The following is a 16,010-nucleotide window of genomic DNA, read 5'->3' as shown; positions in this document are numbered from 1 at the left end:
CGGGCTACGCCGGCGTCGAGAACGAGCTGTTCTTCAAGGACAATACCATGATGCTCTTCGGCGACGCCAAGAAGGTCACCGAAGAGGTCGTAAAGGCCCTCGGACACTGAACAAAGGCCTGGCACGGGGCGCCGATCGGATTCGCAGCCCCGGGGCAAGGCATTCGCAAGAAGCGTTGCGGCCTCGATTGCCGATGTCCCGCGCCGCCGGTGTCAGGCTTCGCCGATTTCCAGAGGACGGGAGTGATCGGCGGTCCATTCGGCGAGCGAGCCGTCATATTCCAGTGTCGCGTCGTAGCCGATCACTGCCAGCGCGAGCGCCCCCAGGGCGGAGGCGACGCCGCCGCCGCAATAGGTCACGACCACTTCACCCGCCAGCGCCGTGCGTGCCTTGAACAGGTCGCGCAGTTCCACCGCCGGCCGCAGGCTGTTGTCCGCCTCGTTCAGGAGTTCGACGAAGGGGAGGTTGGCGCTGCCCGGAATATGCCCCGGCCGGGATCGGCCGGGCACACGGCCGGAGAAATCATCCTTCTGCAGCAGGCAGATCAGTCGCCCCGGTCTCCGCCCCTCCACGATGTCGAGAACATCGTTCGTGGTGGCGACCGTGCCGGCCGGAAGCGGCAGGGTGTAGTTCGCCTTCACATAAGGGGAGAGCCCGAACTCCAACGGGCGGCCTTCCGCCCGATACTTCCGTAGCCCGCCATCGAGCACGCTCACGCGCGGATGCCCGTAGGAGCGGAGCACCCACCACAGGCGTGCGGCCCATTGGTTCGTCAGATCATCATAGATGATCACATGGGACGTGCGTGCGATCCCGAGCCGGCTGGCTGCGGCGGCCAGTTGAGAGGCCGTGGGACGGGTGAACGGAAACGGTGCGCCCGGATCGGAGAATTGGGTGAACAGATCGGCGAAGCGGGCGCCGGGGATGTGGCCGCGCCGCTCATAGTCGTCGAGCCCGCTGCGGAACTCCGCGGGGGCGCCGTCGCGGGCCGGGTCGAGATAGATGCTGGCGTCCAGGACGATCACGTCGTCATCGCCCAGATGTTCCCCGAGCCATTGCGTGGAGACGAGAGGAAAGGTCTTGGGCATACGGAAAGTCCGGTCGGGTCGGGCGGCAGGCACGCTGGGAGACAGGATCGCGGACTTGCGTCCGCGGCGCCGCCGATATAAATTCTAAACTAAATTTATATATGAAATGCAAGAAATGCGTGGCGCTTCACTTCAATCTGTCGCCTCCGCCGCCGATGGCGAGGATCGCGCACAGGCCGCGGGGGATGAGCTCCCTTCGTCGGGAGTGGCGCCGTCTTCCGCCCGCTATGGGGCCGCGGTCAAGGACCTGGCGGTGGCCGAGGTGGAGCGGCGCAGGCTGCACAACCCGCGCGACCGCACCATCTATCGGGAGGTGGCCCGTCAGTTCGGCGTCGGGGAGCAATCGCTCCGTCTGTGGATGAAGAAGAGGGACGCCGAGCGCTTGGAGGCCGGCGCGCCGGCGGCCGGGGCCGAGGCCGGCGAACTCATGTCGCCGGAGCAGATGCAGAGCGAGCTTCAGGCCCTGCGGCGGCAGATCCAGAAGCTGCGGACCGAGAACGAGGTGTTGAAACGGGCCTTCGTCGTGTTCTCCTCCGAATGGGGTGGAGACAAATAGGGCGGACCCGACCGAACCCCGACCGCCCGGCGTGGGCGTCGGTCAGGGTGGGTCGAGCAGTCCCAGCCCCTGCCGGTGCCGCTCCAGGTTCGCCGCCACCTTCTCCACCAGCGCCAGCCGGGCGCCACTGCCGATGGCCGCCGTGTGGGGCGACACCCGCACGCGCGGATGGCTGTAGAAGGGATGGCCGGCGGGCAGGGGCTCGGGCGTGGTGGTGTCGAGGGTGGCGCGCGCCACCCGGCCATCGGCAAGCGCCTCCAGCAGGGCCTCGTCGTCGATGAGGCTGCCGCGGGCCACATTGATGATGTGGATGCCCGGCTTGGCCGCCCGCAGGCTGTCCGCGTTCAGGATATGCCGGGTCTGCGGCGTGGCTGGCGCGGCGAGCACGAGATGGTCGCTTGTCGCAAGCAACTCCTCCACTGACCGGACGAAGACGATGCCCTCGTCCGCCGCCGGCGCGGAGCGGCGCAGGGCGTGGACGCGTATCCCCAGCCCCAGCGCCCGGCGTGCCACCGCCCGGCCGATGGCGCCATAGCCTAAAAGGCCCAGCGTCGTGCCCTCGATGGGCGCGAACGGACGGGTGCGCCACGCCTGCGGATCGTCGATCCACACCGTGTGCAGGGCTTTCACCGCCTCGAAGATAGTGCCGATGACGAACTCCGCGATGGGACCCGCCGCGACGCCTCGCGCCGTGCTGACCGGCAGCGAATCGAGGAACCAGCGCGGATAATGGTCCGTCCCCGAGGAGACGAGCTGGATCCATTCCAGCCCGAACGGCCAGCCTTCCGGCGCATCCGGCGGCTCCGGCAGATGGGGCAGGTCCCACACCCCGAACATGGGCGCGACGATGAGGACCTGCGCCTCGGCGGGCAGCGCCGCCGGCGCGCCGCGAGGCACGGGCAAGACCTCGGCTCCGAGACGCTCCGCGAGCGCAGTGTTGAAGAAGGGCTCAAGCTGGCTGGCGATGAGCATGGCGCCTTTCCTGCGGGTCAGATCACCACCAGTTCGTCGAACGCACCGTGCTCGGGCGCGAGATTCCAGCTGCGCATCCACGCGGTGGTGTAGGCGAAGCGCTTGGGGTCCAGCGGCTTGGCGTGGGCATAGTGGACGAAGTGGTCGGCGATCTCGAGGGGCGCGATGCGGTCGCGGATCTGGTCCACGATCAGGTGGTGCTTGAAGCTGCCGAAGTCCGCGCGGATGAGGTCCGCCGCGGCGTTGACGGCGGTGAGGTAGCCCTGGCGCTGCGTCGGGGTGAGGTCCGGCGAGATCACCTCGGCGCCGCGATAGAAGTTGGCCGAGATGATGTGCGCGCCCTCCTTCAGGGCGAGGCTGACATAGGGCTCCATGAGCGAGGCGGCCCGTAGCGTGCCGGCCTTCAACTGCTGATAGCGCAGGTAGGGTTCGCCCACGTGTTGCAGCACGATGTCTTCCCGGGGCAGCGTGCCTTCCAGGAACTGCAACGCGGTGTAATGCGAGCCGGTGAACTCGTTGATGCCCACCGGCACGCCGGCGAGGTCACGCGGCTCCTGGATGTCGCCATCGAAGGTGAGGATCACCTGCGCCGCCACGGCGGGCCGCAGGGCATGCACGCGGCTGCCGCGCCCGCTGCGGTCCGAGCGGTCGAGCCCGGCCCATTCGCACAGATTGTAGGCATCCGCCCGGCCGCTCTCGTAGAGCGATTCCTTCTGGCGCTTGAACGCATCCTGGTTCGACGTGACGGGATCGTGCCGCGCCACGAACTCGACTTCGACGCCTTGCGCGTGGAACAGACCGCGCTCCAGCGCGACGATGATGGGCAGGTCGAACACCGGGACGTTGGGGGCAAGGCGGATGACCTGTGTCGTCGCGTCGGACATGGCTGGCTCTCCAGTGCTGTGTGGGAAAAGAGAGGCACGCCGCCCGCAGCAGGGCGGGCGGGCGAAGGCGCGGTTCAGGCTTCCAGCGGGCGCTGGGGGTCCTTCGACCATTCCGACAGCGAGCCGTCGTAGACACGGACCCTGTCGTGCCCCAGTGCCTTCAGGACGAAGCCGTCGAGGGTGGCGGCGATGCCGCTGCCGCAATAGGCGATGACGTCGGTTTCGGAGGAGATGCCCTTGGCGGCGAATTCGGCCTTCAGCACCTCCAGCGGCTTGAGGCTGTTGTCCGCCGCCGTCACCAGCGACCCCGCCGGCAGGGAGATGCTGCCGGGAATCCGTCCGCTGCGCCCATGGGGCCCGGCGACCGCGCCGCTGAAGTGATCCGGGCTGAGGGCGTTCACCAGCGTGGCGCCTCCGCCCTCCACGGCGGCTGCGACCTCCGGCAGGTCGGCGAACAGGCGCTGGGCAACGGGCTCGAAGGCGGGCGCGGGCGGATAGGGCGGCTGCGCGCCGTTCGCCGTCGGGCGGCCCTCCTTGATCCACTTTACGAGGCCGCCGTCGAGCACGGCCACGCGGCTGAAGCCGAGGTCGTTCAGCAGCCACCAGACGCGGGTCGCCCAGCCGTAGGTCGAGGTGGAGTAGACCACTACTAAGGCATCTGGCCCGATGCCCGCGCCGGCGAAGGCCGCGGCGGCGGCCTCCGGCGGGAGGCGGGTGAAATCGAGTGCGGCGGAGGTGTCGGAAAGGTCGTTCTTCAGGTCGAGATAGCGGGCACCGGGAATGTGCGCCTTCTCGAACACGGCGCGGGCGGGCTCGGCCTGTGCTGCGCCGGGGGCGTGGGCAGCGCCCGCCGTGGCGTCAAACAGGCGCAGCGCCGGGTCGGCGAGGTGCTCGGCGAGCCATTGGGTGGAGACGAGGAGAGAGGGGACGGGCTCGGTCATGGTGTCTTTTCCCTAAAAGAGTGCCGGGATGCGGCGGAGAAGCGGTCCTGGCGCGGAGCGCGGCCTGGTTAGGCGCGGCTCGCCGGCGAGCCGGAGGCCCGGCGGTGCCCGCTGAGTTCATGCCCGGCGCCGGGATGCAGCCGCAGGGCCACCGGCACCGCCGCCAGCACCAGGACCGCGAGCACGAGGAAGGCGGCCGCATAATCGCCGCCGCCGGGATGCGGGCGCTGCGCCGCCCAGGCGGAAAGGTTCACCACTGTGACGGACAGGGAAATGCCGATCATCACCGCGAACTGCTGGAAGGTGGTGTTGAGCGAGGTCGCCGGGGCCACCGAACGGCGCGGCAGGTCGGCATAGGCGATGGCGGCCAGCGCATTGAGCTGGATGGCGCGGAAGAAGCCGCCGATCGAGGCGAGAAGGGCGATGAGCGCCACGCTCCAGGACGCCTGGAACGCCGCGCACAGGGCCAGCGCGAAGCCGCACAGCACGCCATTCCAGATGATCACGCTGCGAAAGCCGAAATGCGCCAGGATGCGGGCGGTGAACGTCTTGGTGATGAAGGCGACGAGGCCGGTCGCCAGCAGCACGACGCCGCTCTCGATGGCCGTGAAGCCGAGGCCGAGCTGGAGCTGTAGCGGCAGCAGGAAGGGTAGCGCGCCATAGCCCACGCGCACCAGGCAGCCGCCCCAGAAGGAGACGTTGAAGGTCGGCACCTTCAGCAGCGCGAAATCCAGCAGCGGGGGATGCCCGCCGCCGTGAACGCGCCGCACATAGGCCGTGCCGGAGACCACCGCCAGCGCGATCAGGCCGGCATACACGGCGGGCGAAATGCCGGGGTGGCGCACCAGCCACAGCAGGCTTGCCCCGGCCACCAGCAGCAGCGCCAGCCACAGCCATTGGCGCAGGTCGAAGGGCGGGGGCTCCTCGTCGGTCACCTGGGGCATGACGCGCGCGGCGAAGAGATAGCCGGCAAGGCCGAGGGGCAGGTTGAGGAAGAAGATCCACCGCCAGTCGGAATAGGTGGCGATGACGCCGCCCAGAAGTGGGCCGATGAGCGGGCCCAGCATTGCCGGCGTGATCATCCAGGCGAGGGCGGCCACGAGGTCCGCCTTGCTGGTGGCGTGGATGATGGCCATACGCCCCACCGGCATCATCAGCGCCGCGCTCGCGCCCTGCAGCACGCGTGCCGCCACCAGCGCGGGAAGGGATTGCGCGAAGCCGCACAGGGCCGAGCTTGCCGCGAACAGGATGAGCGAGGCCTGGAACACCGTGCGCGTGCCGAAGCGGGCGGCGAGCAAGCCGCTCAGCGGAATGACCGCGACGTTGGCCAAAAGATAGACCGTCATGGTCAGGTCGAGGTTCAGCGGGCTCACCCCGAAGGCCACCGCGATCTGCGGCAAGGCAGGGGCGATGATGGTCGAGTCCAGCTGATCCATAAAATAGGCCAGCCCCACCAGGACAGAGAGGGGACGATAGCTGGCGGTCCGGGGCGGCATGGCAGGGTGTCTTCGACCGTTGCGACGAAATTTATTTAGTCCATCAATTTAATAAAATAAAGATTGAACTTAGAATTTTAAGTGAGTAGCGTCGAGCTGTGCTGGCGCTGCGCCCCTCGGGGCGCCCTCGGCACCGCCTTGGAAGCATGGGACCCGCGTCCTGGCTCAACCGCCATTTCGCCGATCCCGCGCCGGCGGGCCTGCCGACCTTCGGGCCGGCGGCCTGGCCGCGCATGCTCCGAAGCGCAACAAAAATCGAACGCCGTTTTGGAGCGACACATGAGTGCTCTGCCGCAAGCTTCCGCTGGGTCCGACATCCAGACCGCACGGGTTCTGCACATCCCCGAGGAGCGGCTCGACAGTGCCCAGGCCAAGATCCTGTCCATTGCCGATTACCGGGGCGAGCGGGAAGCCCTCGACACCGTGGTGGTCGAGCCCTATTCGCCGGTGGTTGGCGCCCATGTGCGCGGCCTCGACTTCGGCGCCTCCACACCGGAGCACGATGCGGCGCTCGCTCAGTTTCTCCACGACCGCCTGGTGCGCTACGGCTTCCTGTTCTTCGCGCCGGGCATCGTGCGAGCCGAGGATTTCGGCCGCCTCGTCAGCCTGTTCGGCAAGGCCCGCTATGCCGGCACGCCCTACACCCCGCCGCCGGCCGGGGACACCAGCGTCAACACCATCGATTCCTCGGTGAAGAAGACGCGCATGAACCTGATCTGGCACATCGACCAGGCGTTCGTGCCCGAGCCGCCGCGCTTCACCGCCCTGTTCGGCAAGGCCGCGCCGCCCACCGGCGGCGACACACTTTTCGCCAATGCCACCGCCGCCTACGACCTGCTGGACCCCGACTTCGCGCGCTACCTCGAAACCTTGACCGCGGTGCATGACGTGGAGACGCAGGGCTTCTTGACCCTCGCCTACCAGGACCCCGGTGCCCTCGCCGCCCAGCGCGCCAAGTATCCGCCCATCGAGGCGCCGGTGATCCGCGTGCATCCGGACACCGGCCGCAAGCAGATCTTCGTCAGCGAGCTGTACACCCAACGCATCCTGGGCGTTCCCCGCACGGTGAGCGATCATCTGCTCCAGATCCTGTTCGACTACGTCAAGTCTCCGGACGTGCAGACCCGCGTCGCCTGGCAGGAAGGCGCTGCGGTGATCTGGGACAACCGCGTGGTCCAGCATCGCGGTGTCGCCGATTACGGCGACGGCCTGCGCGTGCTCCATCGCGCCATCGTCCAGTAAACCCGCGCGACAGGCCGCCGCCAGCCCCCGAGTGCCCGGACCCGGGCGGAGACGTGAAGATGAACAGAAGAGAAAGCCTGAAGCTGCTCGCGGGCGCCGCGTCTGCCGCGCTGCTGCCGGCGGGGCGGGTATCCGCTGCCGCCGCGCCGGTGCGCATCACCTTGCCTTCCCCCGGGAGCGCCGGCTCGGTGTGGCAGCCGCTGGTGTCGCGGCTTGGCATCGCCGAAACGCTGGGGCTGAATCTGGAATGGATCGTCGCCGATCCCGGCAAGATGCAGACCCAGCTCGCCGCCGGGGCGCTGGACGTGGGCGTCTATGGCTCTGTGGGGCTCAGCACCATCATCAACAAGGGCAGCGACATCGTGCTGTTCGGCCCGGCGCTGGACAACAACACCCGCTGGGTGGTGCGCGGCGACAGCCCCTTCAAGACTCCCAAGGACCTCGCCGGCAAGACGGTGGCCTCCACCCCCGAGACCAGCGAGACCTACCAGCAGGCCAAGATCGCCGCCTCCCTTGCCGGCCTTGACTTCAACGACCTCAAGATCGTGTTCGGCTCACCTCTCGCGAACCTCGCCCTGTTCGAGCGCGGCGACGTGGAGGCCATCCTCACCCTCGAGCCCACCGCCACGCGCCTCGTCGCCCGTGGCGCCCGCGACCTCGCCCGGGTGGCGGACGAATGGGAGCGCGGCACGGGCCTCAAGGGCGCGCCCATCCTCGTCGGCCTCGCCGCGAGCCGCCCGTGGCTCGACGCCAACCGGGAGACCGCGGCGAAGGTTTCCAAGCTGTTCGTGACGGTGAATTCGGCCATCCGCGAGAACCCGCGGCTGCTGGTGGACGTGGCCCGCGAGATCGGCATCAAGCCGGATGAGACCGAGGCCCTTGCCCTGCTGCCCGGCCGGGCGCGGGAATCCTACGCCACGGCGTGGGACGAAGAGGTGTTCAAGGTCATCGACAAGCAGATCGAGGTGGCGGTCAAGCTCGGCCTGCTGAAGCAGGCCCCCGCCGGCAAGATCTACGTCAAGGTCTGAAGACGGGAGGGGCCGGCTTCGGCTCGCCCCGTCCGGCATGCGTGAAAGAGGAACGATGTCAGTCGTGGACAAAGCCGATGCCGCAGCCCGTGCCCGTGTGCGGGTGGAGCGCCCCGCTACCCGCTGGGTTCCGGCGGTGCGCTCCGCCGCCGGCGAGGCGCTGCCCTTCATCGCCTCCTTCGTGCTGCTCGCCGCCTCTTGGGAGGCGATGGCCCTGTGGCTGCACTCGCCGCTGGTGCCGGACCTCTCCGCCATCCTGCGCGAATTCCTCGTCATCGGCGAGAGCGGCAAGGCGTTCCGGGAGATCTGGGTCACCTTCTACCGCATGGGGCTCGGCTTCCTGCTCGCGGTGGTGCTGGCGTTTCCCATCGGCATCGCCTCGGCGGTGTCACGCAAGGCGGAGCGCTTCTTCGAGCCCGGGGTCATTCTCGGCCTCACCGTGCCCGGACTGGTATGGGCGCTGCTGTGCGTGATCTGGTTCGGGGTGAGCATCGTGTCCCCGGTGATCGCGGTGGCGCTGGGTGTGCTGCCCTCCATGGTCATCACGGTGCAGCAGGGCGTGCGCTCGCTCTCCGCCGACATCGTAGAGATGACGCGCGTGTTCCGGTTGAAGCGCACCACCGTGCTGCGGCGGATCTGGATTCCCCTGCTCTACGCCTCCACCATTTCGGGGGCGCGGGTGGGCTTCTCCATCGCCTGGAAGGTCATCGTGCTGGTGGAGATCTTCGGCATGTCGAACGGGGTGGGCTACCAGCTGAACTCCCAGTTCAGCCTGCAGAGCGTCGAGGGCGTGATCGCCTGGACCCTCGCTTTCTGGCTCGCGATGATGGCGGTGGAGTACCTCGTGTTCCGGCCGATCGAGAAGAACGCCAGCCACTGGAAGAAGTCGGCCTATGAGTAGCGACATCGTTATAGAAGGGCTGGGCAAGGCCTATGCCCCGCGCGGCGGGCGGCGCCCGGCAGTGATCTTCGATGGTCTCGACATGCGGGTCGAGGCCGGCCAACTGGTGGCGCTCGTGGGTCCGTCGGGCTGCGGCAAGTCCACCCTGCTCAACCTCATCGCCGGGCTCGACGCGCCGGACGCAGGCGCCATCCGCTTCGACGGACGGGCTCGCGACAGCCGCCTCGCCATGGTGTTCCAGCAGCCGCGCCTGGTGGACTGGCTGACGGCGGAGGAGAATATCGCCCTCGCCTTCGAGCGCGAGGGCAGCCGGCCGCGTGGCGACGCCCGCGAGATGGTGCGCGCCCTTTTGCGCAAGGTGGGCCTTGTGGACCACGCCGGCGCCTATCCGCAGTTTCTCTCCGGCGGCCAGCGCCAGCGCGTGGCCATCGCGCGCGCCTTCGCCGTGGACCCGGATATCCTGCTGCTGGACGAGCCCTTCAGCGCACTCGACGAGCTGACCGCCCGCCGCCTGCGCCTGCTGCTGCAGAGCCTGTGGGGCGAGGCGGACGGCCCGCGGCCCACAGGAGTTCTGGTGACGCACAACATGCTGGAGGCGGCCCTGCTCGCCGACCGCATCTTTGTGCTCAACGGCCATCCCGGCCGCTTTGCCGCCGTGATGGACATCGACCTGCCGCACCCGCGCGACCCGGAGGACCCGGCCTTGTTCGCCATCCACCGACAGGTGCTGCACGCCCTCGGCGAGGCCTGACGCGGCCTCGCCGGCCCGCGCATTCCCCATGAAACGAACCGGCCGGACCTCCCGGCCGGGCGGACCACCGCGGCCGGAGCCGGACGGCTGCCGCGCCCACAGCCGAGGACCAATGCCCATGCCCCGCGATGGCCTGCGACGGCGCACCCTCCTCACGGCCGGCTTCGCCACGTTCGGGCTCGCCGCGCTCTCCGGCCGCGCCCGGGCCGAGGCGGCAAAGCCCTTCCCCATCAAGCTGATGGCGCCGAACAAGGGCAGCACTTCCGCCATCTATCCCGCCCTCATGGCCTCCGACCTCGTGGACCTGTCGGGGCTCGACATCTCCTGGGTTGGCACCGCGCCGGGCCAGATGCAGGTGCAACTGCTCTCGGGCGCGCTGAACGTGGGTGGCTACGGCGCGCTCGGCGTGGCGGAAGCCCAGCTGAAGGGCGCGGACGTGACCCTGTTCGCCCCGCTCAGCCTCAACCATGGCAGCTTCATCGTCCCCGCCGGTAGCCCGGCCCGCAAGCTGGAGGACCTGAAGGGCAAGCGCATCGCCACCGTGCCGGTGAACACCGACACCTTCCGCCAGGCGGAGGTGGCGGCCGCCCTTTATGGCCTGAACCTGCGCAAGGACTTCCAGGTGAGCCACAGTCCCGGCCTCGCCAGCCTTGCCCTGTTCGAGCGCGGCGACGTGGACGCCATCCTCGCCATCGAGCCCAACTCCACCCGCCTCATAGCGCGCGGCGCGCGGGAGATCGCCCGCGTGGAGGACCTGTGGAACGCCGCCACCGGCAACAAGGAGCCGCTGTTCCTGGTGGGCTGGGCGGCGCGCAGGTCGTGGATCGACGCCAATCCGGAGGTCGCCGCCAAGGTGGCGAAGGCCTACCTCCACATCAACCGCGTGCTGCGCAAGGATCCCTCCATCCTCAAGCGGCCCGAGCTCTACACCGCCCTCGGCCTGCGCGAGGAGGAGACAGACGCCATCGCGCTCCTGCCCGAGCGCATCGCCCGCGTGACCCCGGTGGAGTGGAACCAGGCCGTCTTCGACAATATCGGCCAGCAGATCGACCTGGCGCTGAAGTACGGCACGCTGGACTCCCGCCCGACCCAGCCGCTCTACACCGTGCTGCCGGGCGTATCATGAGCATGGAGGTTTCCTCCGGTGGCCTCGCGCCGCCCGGCGCGGCCGAGGCGCCGCGTGCCGTGCCTTCCCGCGCCGGGACCCTGTCCCACCCCGCAAATTGGCGGCGCGCCGCGAGCCATGTTGCGTCCGTGGTCGCGCCGGTGGCCCTGCCCCTGCTGCTGCTCGGCCTCGTGGCCAGCGCATGGGAGGCCATGGCGGTGGCGCTCCATTCTCCGCTCGTGCCGCACCTGCCGGAGATCGGCAAGGAGCTGGCGCGCATCTTCAGGGGCGGGCACTTCTTCGGCGAGATGGCGGTGACGTTGCTGCGGGTGGGGGCGGGCTTCACCATCGCCTTCGCCGTCGCGGTGGCCGCCGGCATCGCCATGGGCCGGCAGAAGACGGTGGCGCATTTCCTGGAGCCGGCCATCATTGTCGGGCTCACCGTGCCGGGGCTGGTGTGGGCGCTCCTGTGCGTCATCTGGTTCGGCATCGGGCTCACCGGTGCGGCGGTGGCGGTGGCGCTCTCCATCGCCCCGGCGCTGCTGCTCAACATCCTGCAGGGCGTGCGCGCGGTGGATGCCGAACTTCTGGAGGTGGCCGCCATGCTGCGCCTGCCGCTGCGCAAGCGCCTCGCCTGCCTGTGGCTGCCGAGTCTGATGCCCGCGCTGCTGGGCGGCGCACGGCTCGGCCTGTCGCTGGCGTGGAAGGTGGTGGTGCTGGTGGAGCTGTTCGGTCTGTCGAGCGGCATCGGCTACCAGCTCAATAGTGAGTTCGGCGCCCAGAACGTGGCCGGCGTTATCGCCTGGACCCTCGGCTTCGCCGCGGTGATGGGCGTGCTCGAATATGGCGTGCTCGCCCAGCTGGAGCATCACCTGATGCGCTGGCGTCGCACGGCGCAGGTGTGAGGCCGGCCATGGATCGCGCGTCGCGCGGGTTGCCACTCCTCATCAGCCGGCTGGACAAGGACTATGCGGGCAAGGCCGGGCCCCGGCCGGTGCTGCGCGGCATCGACCTTGAGGTGGAGGCCGGCGCCTTCATCACGCTCATCGGCCCCTCGGGCTGCGGCAAGTCCACCATCCTGCGCCTCGTGGCCGGGCTCGACCGCGACTATTCCGGTTCCATCCGCGTCGGTGAAGCGCCGATCCGCGGCCCGGACCTGTCACGAGGCATGCTGTTCCAGGAACACCGGCTGTTCCCCTGGCTCACCGTGCGCCAGAACGTGGCGCTCGGGGCCTTCCACTGCGGCCTTGCGCCGGCAGCGGTCGACGCCCTTGTCCGCGAGTTGCTGGAGCGGGTGGGTCTCGCCCATGCGGCCGACCTGTTCCCAAGCCAGCTGTCGGGCGGCATGGCGCAGCGCGCCTCCATCGCCCGGACCCTCGCCGGGCAGCCGCGCCTGCTGCTGCTCGACGAGCCGTTCAGCGCCCTGGATGCCTTCAATCGCCTTGCGCTCCAGCTGGAACTGGAGCGGCTGTGGCAGCGCACCGGCATCACCATGATCCTGGTCAGCCACGACATCGAGGAAGCCGCCTACCTCTCCGACCGCATCGTGGTGTTGGAGGCCGATCCCGGCCGCATCCGCACCGTGGTGGAGAACCCCTTGCCGCGCCCACGCGACCGCGTCTCGCCGGCCTTCAACGCCATCAAGGCGCGCCTGTTCGAGGCGCTCCACGTGGACACCGGCGCACCGTTCGCCGTCCCCACCGATCCTGCGCCCGAGGAGGCCATCCCATGACCGCTGGCGTCGAAGCCCTGAGGACCCCGTCCGTCCGCGACCAGGTGAGCGCGGAGGAATGGCAGGCCCGTCTCGATCTTGCCGCCTGCTACCGGCTCGCCGCCCTGTGGGGGTGGACCGACCACATCTACACTCACTTCTCCGCCCGCGTGCCTGGCAAGGAGGAGCACTTCCTTATCAACGCCTACGGCCTCACCTTTCCGGAGGTGACGGCGTCCAACCTGGTGAAGGTGGACCTCGCCGGCAACCTGCTGCTGGACATCACCGGCCGTGGCCACAACCCGGCCGGCTATGTCATCCACAGCGCGGTCCACGCGGCCCGGCCGGACCTGAAGGCCGTGCTCCACACCCACACCACCGCCGGGGCCGCAGTCTCCGCCCAGCGCGATGGGCTGTTGATGATCTCGCAGCATGCCGCCCGCTATTACGGGCGCATCGCCTATCACGCCTTTGAGGGCTTCGCCCTGAACCTCGACGAGCAGCAGCGTCTGGTGCGTGATCTCGGCGACAGGCGCGTGATGATCCTGCGCAACCACGGCCTCCTGGCCGCGGGGCGCAGCGTGGGCGAGGCGCTGCAGGAGCTCTATTTCCTCGAACGCGCCTGCGCCATCCAGATCGCCGCCCTCGCCGGCGGCGTGCCCCTGGTGGTGCCGGACGAAGCCGCGCTGAGGCAGGCGTCGGAGACCTACGCGCGCGCCTCCGGCGGCAGCTACACCACCCGCAACTGGGCGGCGTTCGTGCGCGAGCTGGACGCCGTCGACACCTCCTATCGCCAATAGCAAAAGGACCGCACCCATGGACCACGAGGAGGGCAGGAGGCAGATCAGGCTGGGCCTGTTCGTGCTCCATGCGGGCTATCACCTCGCCGGCTGGCGCCACCCGCAGGCGCGCTCCGGCGGCGAGGATTTCGGCCTCATGCGAGAGACCGCGCTGATCGCCGAGCGCGGCCTGTTCGACCTGTTCTTTCTGCCGGACACGCCCACCTCGTCGCGCGGGGCCTCGCCCTCGGCGGCGGCGCGGCTGGAGCCGCTGACGCTGCTCAGCGCCCTCGCCGCGGTGACGGCGGACATCGGCCTCGTGGCCACCGCCTCCACCACCTACAACGAGCCGTTCAACCTCGCCCGCCAGATCGCCTCCCTCGACCACCTGAGCAACGGGCGGGCGGCGTGGAACATCGTCACCACCCTCTCGGCGGAGGTGGCCGCGAGCTTCGGTCGCGCCGGCCATCTGCCCCACGCCCTGCGCTATGCGCGGGCCGCCGAGTTCATCGACGTGGCCAAGGGTCTGTGGGACAGCTGGGACGACGACGCCTTCGTGCGCGACAAGGCGAGCGGGGTCTATTTCGACAAGGCCAAGCTGCACTATCTCGACCACGAGGGTCCGCACTTTTCCGTCCGTGGCCCGCTCTCCCTTGCCCGGCCGCCGCAGGGCCATCCGCTGCTGGTGCTGGCCGGAGCCTCGGACGACGGGCAGGCGCTGGCGGCGCAGGCGGCCGATATCGTCTTCAGCGCCCAGAACGACCTTGCCGAGGCACAGGCCTTCTATCGCGGCATCAAGCTCCGGGCGGCGCAGACGGGACGCGACGGCGGGCGCGTGCTGGTCTTCCCCGGGGTGCTGCCCATCATCGGCGCCACGGAGGCGGAGGCGCGGGCGAAATTCGATGAGTTGCAGAGCCTCGTGGACATGGAGCATGCGCTGCCGCTGCTGTCCTTCTTCCTCGGGCACGACGTTTCCGGCCTGCCGCTGGACGAGCCCTTGCCCGACCTTGGACCCTCGGACGCCATGAAGAGCCGCACCGCGCTTCTCGCCGGCCTTGCGCGGACCGAGAATCTCACCGTGCGCGAGCTGGCGCGGATCGTCGCCGCCGGGCGCGGCCATCGGGTGGTGGTGGGCAGCCCGGTGCAGGTGGCCGATACGCTGGAGCGCTGGTTCCTCGAGGGCGCGGCCGACGGCTTCAACGTCATGGTGCCCTATCTGCCGGGCGGCCTTGAGGATTTCGTGGAGGGGGTGGTGCCTATCCTCCAGGCGCGGGGGCTCTACAAGACCGCCTATGCGCCCGGAACGCTGCGCGACCGGCTCGGCCTTCCCCGGCCCCAGAGCCGATACGCGACCCCCTTGAACTCTCTGTAGCGTGTTCCCGTCTCCTGCGACCGGTAATAGACTGCCAAAACACGGGAGCTTCAAAAGTGGGAGACTTCCGCGCGGTGGAGTTTCAGCCCGCCGCCGCCATGATGCTTGAACGCCACGCCGTTGGCGTCACGCCGGCCCACCGTCGAAAGGCGCGTCCGAAATTGCTGTGGGCTGAAAAGGACAGGGCCGATGCGATGTCACCGACCGGCAGATCGGTGAGCGCGAGCAGTTCCTGGGCGACGCGAAAGCGCACTTCATCGCGGATCGCGACGAAAGATGATCCGGTCGAGAGCAGGCGCCGGTTCAGGGTGCGCGGATGCAGGTTCAACCGTCGCGCGACGGTGTCGAGCGAACAGGCGTCCTGCATGAGGAGAGGCTTCATCCGATGGAGCAGCATCGCGGCCGGATCGGCCGCGTCGATGCTCATCATCGCGGCGAGCTGCGCCAACAAGGCGTCGTAGCGGCTGGCGTTCGCCTGCGGGTTGGCCAGCTTCAGGTCTGTGCGGGCGAAAACCACGCAGGACTGGAATTGGTCGAACCGGACCTTCGCCTTCAAAACGGTTTCAAATAATGTGGGATCGGCAGGCGGGCGGTGGCAGATCAGAACCTCGGCGATGTTCGCCTTGTTGCCCGTCAGAGACCGGATGATGTTGACCGCCATTGCCATGGCGAAGTCATAGGCGTGCTTGGCGCCCGGTTGATGGCGGGCATAGATGCCGTAGCCGAGGGTGGCATCTTCCCCGAGGCGATACGAATAGACGGCCGCGCCGCGGGACAGTCCGATCTGGACATGGGTATAGTGGCGGATGGCGTCCCCTAGGTTCGGGCTTACCTGCATCAGCTGGCCGATCGGACCGAGAGACAGATGATCGAACCGCGCGCCCAGCATCAGGCCGAAATGCGCCTCGCCGCTCACCCGCTGGCAATTCGCGAGAAGCTGGAGCGCTTCGTCAAAGGCGATGAGGCCGTCAGGCACAAGATCCTCGGGCCGGAACGAAAGACCCGCGCAGGCATCGTGGGGATCGGCACCGAGTTCGCGCAACAGGGCCGGTACTCCCGATAGCCCGGCCACCCGCTGCAAGGGCGCGCGGTCCTTTTGCATCCCCATCCGTGCCTTGTCGTGAGAAGATAAACTGATCCTGTACGGCTTCTATAACATCCCCGCGCGCCGCAGGAAGGGCCAT

Annotated in this window: 17 protein-coding genes; 11 read left to right on the top strand and 6 right to left on the bottom strand. The window is 68.8% G+C overall.

Features of this window, described 5'->3' with window-relative positions; genetic code table 11:
- On the top strand, positions 1–110 hold a 110-nt coding region (locus FBQ73_RS11795; protein WP_138399652.1), incomplete at its 5' end, for an NAD(P)(+) transhydrogenase (Re/Si-specific) subunit beta.
- Between the two features lie 102 nt (positions 111–212).
- Here FBQ73_RS11795 and FBQ73_RS11790 read toward each other — a convergent pair.
- Positions 213–1,088, bottom strand: coding sequence for a sulfurtransferase (locus tag FBQ73_RS11790; protein WP_138399651.1), 876 nt, complete (start codon positions 1,086–1,088; stop codon positions 213–215).
- Between the two features lie 205 nt (positions 1,089–1,293).
- On the opposite strand from FBQ73_RS11790, the gene FBQ73_RS11785 reads away from it, so the two are divergent.
- Positions 1,294–1,644, top strand: coding sequence for a hypothetical protein (locus FBQ73_RS11785; RefSeq protein ID WP_170218849.1), 351 nt, complete (start codon positions 1,294–1,296; stop codon positions 1,642–1,644).
- 42 nt (positions 1,645–1,686) lie between these two features.
- On the opposite strand, the gene FBQ73_RS11780 is transcribed toward FBQ73_RS11785, so the two are convergent.
- From FBQ73_RS11780 to FBQ73_RS11765, 4 genes are all read right to left on the bottom strand, one after another.
- Positions 1,687–2,616 (bottom strand): NAD(P)-dependent oxidoreductase, encoded by a 930-nt coding sequence (locus FBQ73_RS11780; RefSeq protein ID WP_138399649.1) that lies wholly within the window; start codon positions 2,614–2,616, stop codon positions 1,687–1,689.
- Positions 2,617–2,633: 17 nt separating this feature from the next.
- Positions 2,634–3,500 (bottom strand): ABC transporter substrate-binding protein, encoded by an 867-nt coding sequence (locus tag FBQ73_RS11775; RefSeq protein WP_138399648.1) that lies wholly within the window; start codon positions 3,498–3,500, stop codon positions 2,634–2,636.
- Between the two features lie 74 nt (positions 3,501–3,574).
- Complete coding sequence (locus tag FBQ73_RS11770; RefSeq protein WP_138399647.1) at positions 3,575–4,441, bottom strand: sulfurtransferase; 867 nt, start codon at positions 4,439–4,441, stop codon at positions 3,575–3,577.
- 68 nt (positions 4,442–4,509) lie between these two features.
- Positions 4,510–5,937 carry an MFS transporter gene (locus FBQ73_RS11765; protein WP_138399646.1) on the bottom strand — a complete coding sequence of 476 codons (1,428 nt, stop codon included), beginning with the start codon at positions 5,935–5,937 and terminating at the stop codon, positions 4,510–4,512.
- Between the two features lie 279 nt (positions 5,938–6,216).
- Here FBQ73_RS11765 and FBQ73_RS11760 point away from each other — a divergent pair, with 279 nt between their 5' ends.
- The 9 genes from FBQ73_RS11760 to FBQ73_RS11720 all read left to right on the top strand — a co-directional run bounded on the left by FBQ73_RS11760 (position 6,217) and on the right by FBQ73_RS11720 (position 14,826).
- The gene (locus FBQ73_RS11760; RefSeq protein ID WP_138399645.1) at positions 6,217–7,179 is read left to right on the top strand and encodes a TauD/TfdA dioxygenase family protein; all 963 of its coding nucleotides are present in this window, start codon (positions 6,217–6,219) and stop codon (positions 7,177–7,179) included.
- A 59-nt stretch (positions 7,180–7,238) separates the two neighbouring features.
- Positions 7,239–8,207, top strand: coding sequence for an ABC transporter substrate-binding protein (locus FBQ73_RS11755; RefSeq protein ID WP_138399644.1), 969 nt, complete (start codon positions 7,239–7,241; stop codon positions 8,205–8,207).
- A gap of 55 nt (positions 8,208–8,262) precedes the next feature.
- Positions 8,263–9,108, top strand: coding sequence for an ABC transporter permease (locus FBQ73_RS11750; protein ID WP_138399643.1), 846 nt, complete (start codon positions 8,263–8,265; stop codon positions 9,106–9,108).
- Positions 9,101–9,859 carry an ABC transporter ATP-binding protein gene (locus FBQ73_RS11745; RefSeq protein WP_138399642.1) on the top strand — a complete coding sequence of 253 codons (759 nt, stop codon included), beginning with the start codon at positions 9,101–9,103 and terminating at the stop codon, positions 9,857–9,859. Before FBQ73_RS11750 ends, FBQ73_RS11745 begins: the two co-directional genes overlap by 8 nt.
- 118 nt (positions 9,860–9,977) lie before the next feature.
- Positions 9,978–10,985, top strand: coding sequence for an ABC transporter substrate-binding protein (locus tag FBQ73_RS11740; RefSeq protein ID WP_170218848.1), 1,008 nt, complete (start codon positions 9,978–9,980; stop codon positions 10,983–10,985).
- Complete coding sequence (locus tag FBQ73_RS11735; RefSeq protein WP_210236750.1) at positions 10,982–11,869, top strand: ABC transporter permease; 888 nt, start codon at positions 10,982–10,984, stop codon at positions 11,867–11,869. Before FBQ73_RS11740 ends, FBQ73_RS11735 begins: the two co-directional genes overlap by 4 nt.
- Positions 11,870–11,877: 8 nt before the next feature.
- Positions 11,878–12,696 carry an ABC transporter ATP-binding protein gene (locus tag FBQ73_RS11730; RefSeq protein ID WP_138399640.1) on the top strand — a complete coding sequence of 273 codons (819 nt, stop codon included), beginning with the start codon at positions 11,878–11,880 and terminating at the stop codon, positions 12,694–12,696.
- On the top strand, positions 12,693–13,475 hold the full coding sequence (locus tag FBQ73_RS11725) for a class II aldolase/adducin family protein (protein WP_138399639.1): 783 nt from the start codon (positions 12,693–12,695) through the stop codon (positions 13,473–13,475). The genes FBQ73_RS11730 and FBQ73_RS11725 overlap by 4 nt, the downstream gene beginning before the upstream one ends.
- 16 nt (positions 13,476–13,491) lie before the next feature.
- Positions 13,492–14,826 carry an LLM class flavin-dependent oxidoreductase gene (locus tag FBQ73_RS11720; RefSeq protein ID WP_138399638.1) on the top strand — a complete coding sequence of 445 codons (1,335 nt, stop codon included), beginning with the start codon at positions 13,492–13,494 and terminating at the stop codon, positions 14,824–14,826.
- 82 nt (positions 14,827–14,908) lie between these two features.
- Here FBQ73_RS11720 and FBQ73_RS11715 read toward each other — a convergent pair whose 3' ends face one another.
- Positions 14,909–15,934: a helix-turn-helix domain-containing protein gene (locus tag FBQ73_RS11715; protein ID WP_138399637.1), complete on the bottom strand. Its 1,026-nt coding sequence runs from the start codon at positions 15,932–15,934 to the stop codon at positions 14,909–14,911.
- Between the last annotated feature and the right edge of the window lie 76 nt (positions 15,935–16,010).

The sequence above is a fragment of the Xanthobacter autotrophicus genome (genome assembly GCF_005871085.1).
Classification (GTDB): domain Bacteria; phylum Pseudomonadota; class Alphaproteobacteria; order Rhizobiales; family Xanthobacteraceae; genus Xanthobacter; species Xanthobacter autotrophicus.
This window is presented reverse-complemented; position numbering and strand designations above follow the sequence as displayed.

What these genes read in the sequence shown, in the direction of transcription:
- FBQ73_RS11790 (WP_138399651.1), bottom strand. Translation starts at nt 1,088, where the DNA reads ATGCCCAAGACCTTTCCTCTCGTCTCCACGCAATGGCTCGGGGAACAT.
- FBQ73_RS11780 (WP_138399649.1), bottom strand. Translation starts at nt 2,616, where the DNA reads ATGCTCATCGCCAGCCAGCTTGAGCCCTTCTTCAACACTGCGCTCGCG.
- FBQ73_RS11775 (WP_138399648.1), bottom strand. Translation starts at nt 3,500, where the DNA reads ATGTCCGACGCGACGACACAGGTCATCCGCCTTGCCCCCAACGTCCCG.
- FBQ73_RS11770 (WP_138399647.1), bottom strand. Translation starts at nt 4,441, where the DNA reads ATGACCGAGCCCGTCCCCTCTCTCCTCGTCTCCACCCAATGGCTCGCC.
- FBQ73_RS11765 (WP_138399646.1), bottom strand. Translation starts at nt 5,937, where the DNA reads ATGCCGCCCCGGACCGCCAGCTATCGTCCCCTCTCTGTCCTGGTGGGG.
- FBQ73_RS11760 (WP_138399645.1), top strand. Translation starts at nt 6,217, where the DNA reads ATGAGTGCTCTGCCGCAAGCTTCCGCTGGGTCCGACATCCAGACCGCA.
- FBQ73_RS11755 (WP_138399644.1), top strand. Translation starts at nt 7,239, where the DNA reads ATGAACAGAAGAGAAAGCCTGAAGCTGCTCGCGGGCGCCGCGTCTGCC.
- FBQ73_RS11750 (WP_138399643.1), top strand. Translation starts at nt 8,263, where the DNA reads ATGTCAGTCGTGGACAAAGCCGATGCCGCAGCCCGTGCCCGTGTGCGG.
- FBQ73_RS11745 (WP_138399642.1), top strand. Translation starts at nt 9,101, where the DNA reads ATGAGTAGCGACATCGTTATAGAAGGGCTGGGCAAGGCCTATGCCCCG.
- FBQ73_RS11740 (WP_170218848.1), top strand. Translation starts at nt 9,978, where the DNA reads ATGCCCCGCGATGGCCTGCGACGGCGCACCCTCCTCACGGCCGGCTTC.
- FBQ73_RS11735 (WP_210236750.1), top strand. Translation starts at nt 10,982, where the DNA reads ATGAGCATGGAGGTTTCCTCCGGTGGCCTCGCGCCGCCCGGCGCGGCC.
- FBQ73_RS11730 (WP_138399640.1), top strand. Translation starts at nt 11,878, where the DNA reads ATGGATCGCGCGTCGCGCGGGTTGCCACTCCTCATCAGCCGGCTGGAC.
- FBQ73_RS11725 (WP_138399639.1), top strand. Translation starts at nt 12,693, where the DNA reads ATGACCGCTGGCGTCGAAGCCCTGAGGACCCCGTCCGTCCGCGACCAG.
- FBQ73_RS11720 (WP_138399638.1), top strand. Translation starts at nt 13,492, where the DNA reads ATGGACCACGAGGAGGGCAGGAGGCAGATCAGGCTGGGCCTGTTCGTG.
- FBQ73_RS11715 (WP_138399637.1), bottom strand. Translation starts at nt 15,934, where the DNA reads ATGGGGATGCAAAAGGACCGCGCGCCCTTGCAGCGGGTGGCCGGGCTA.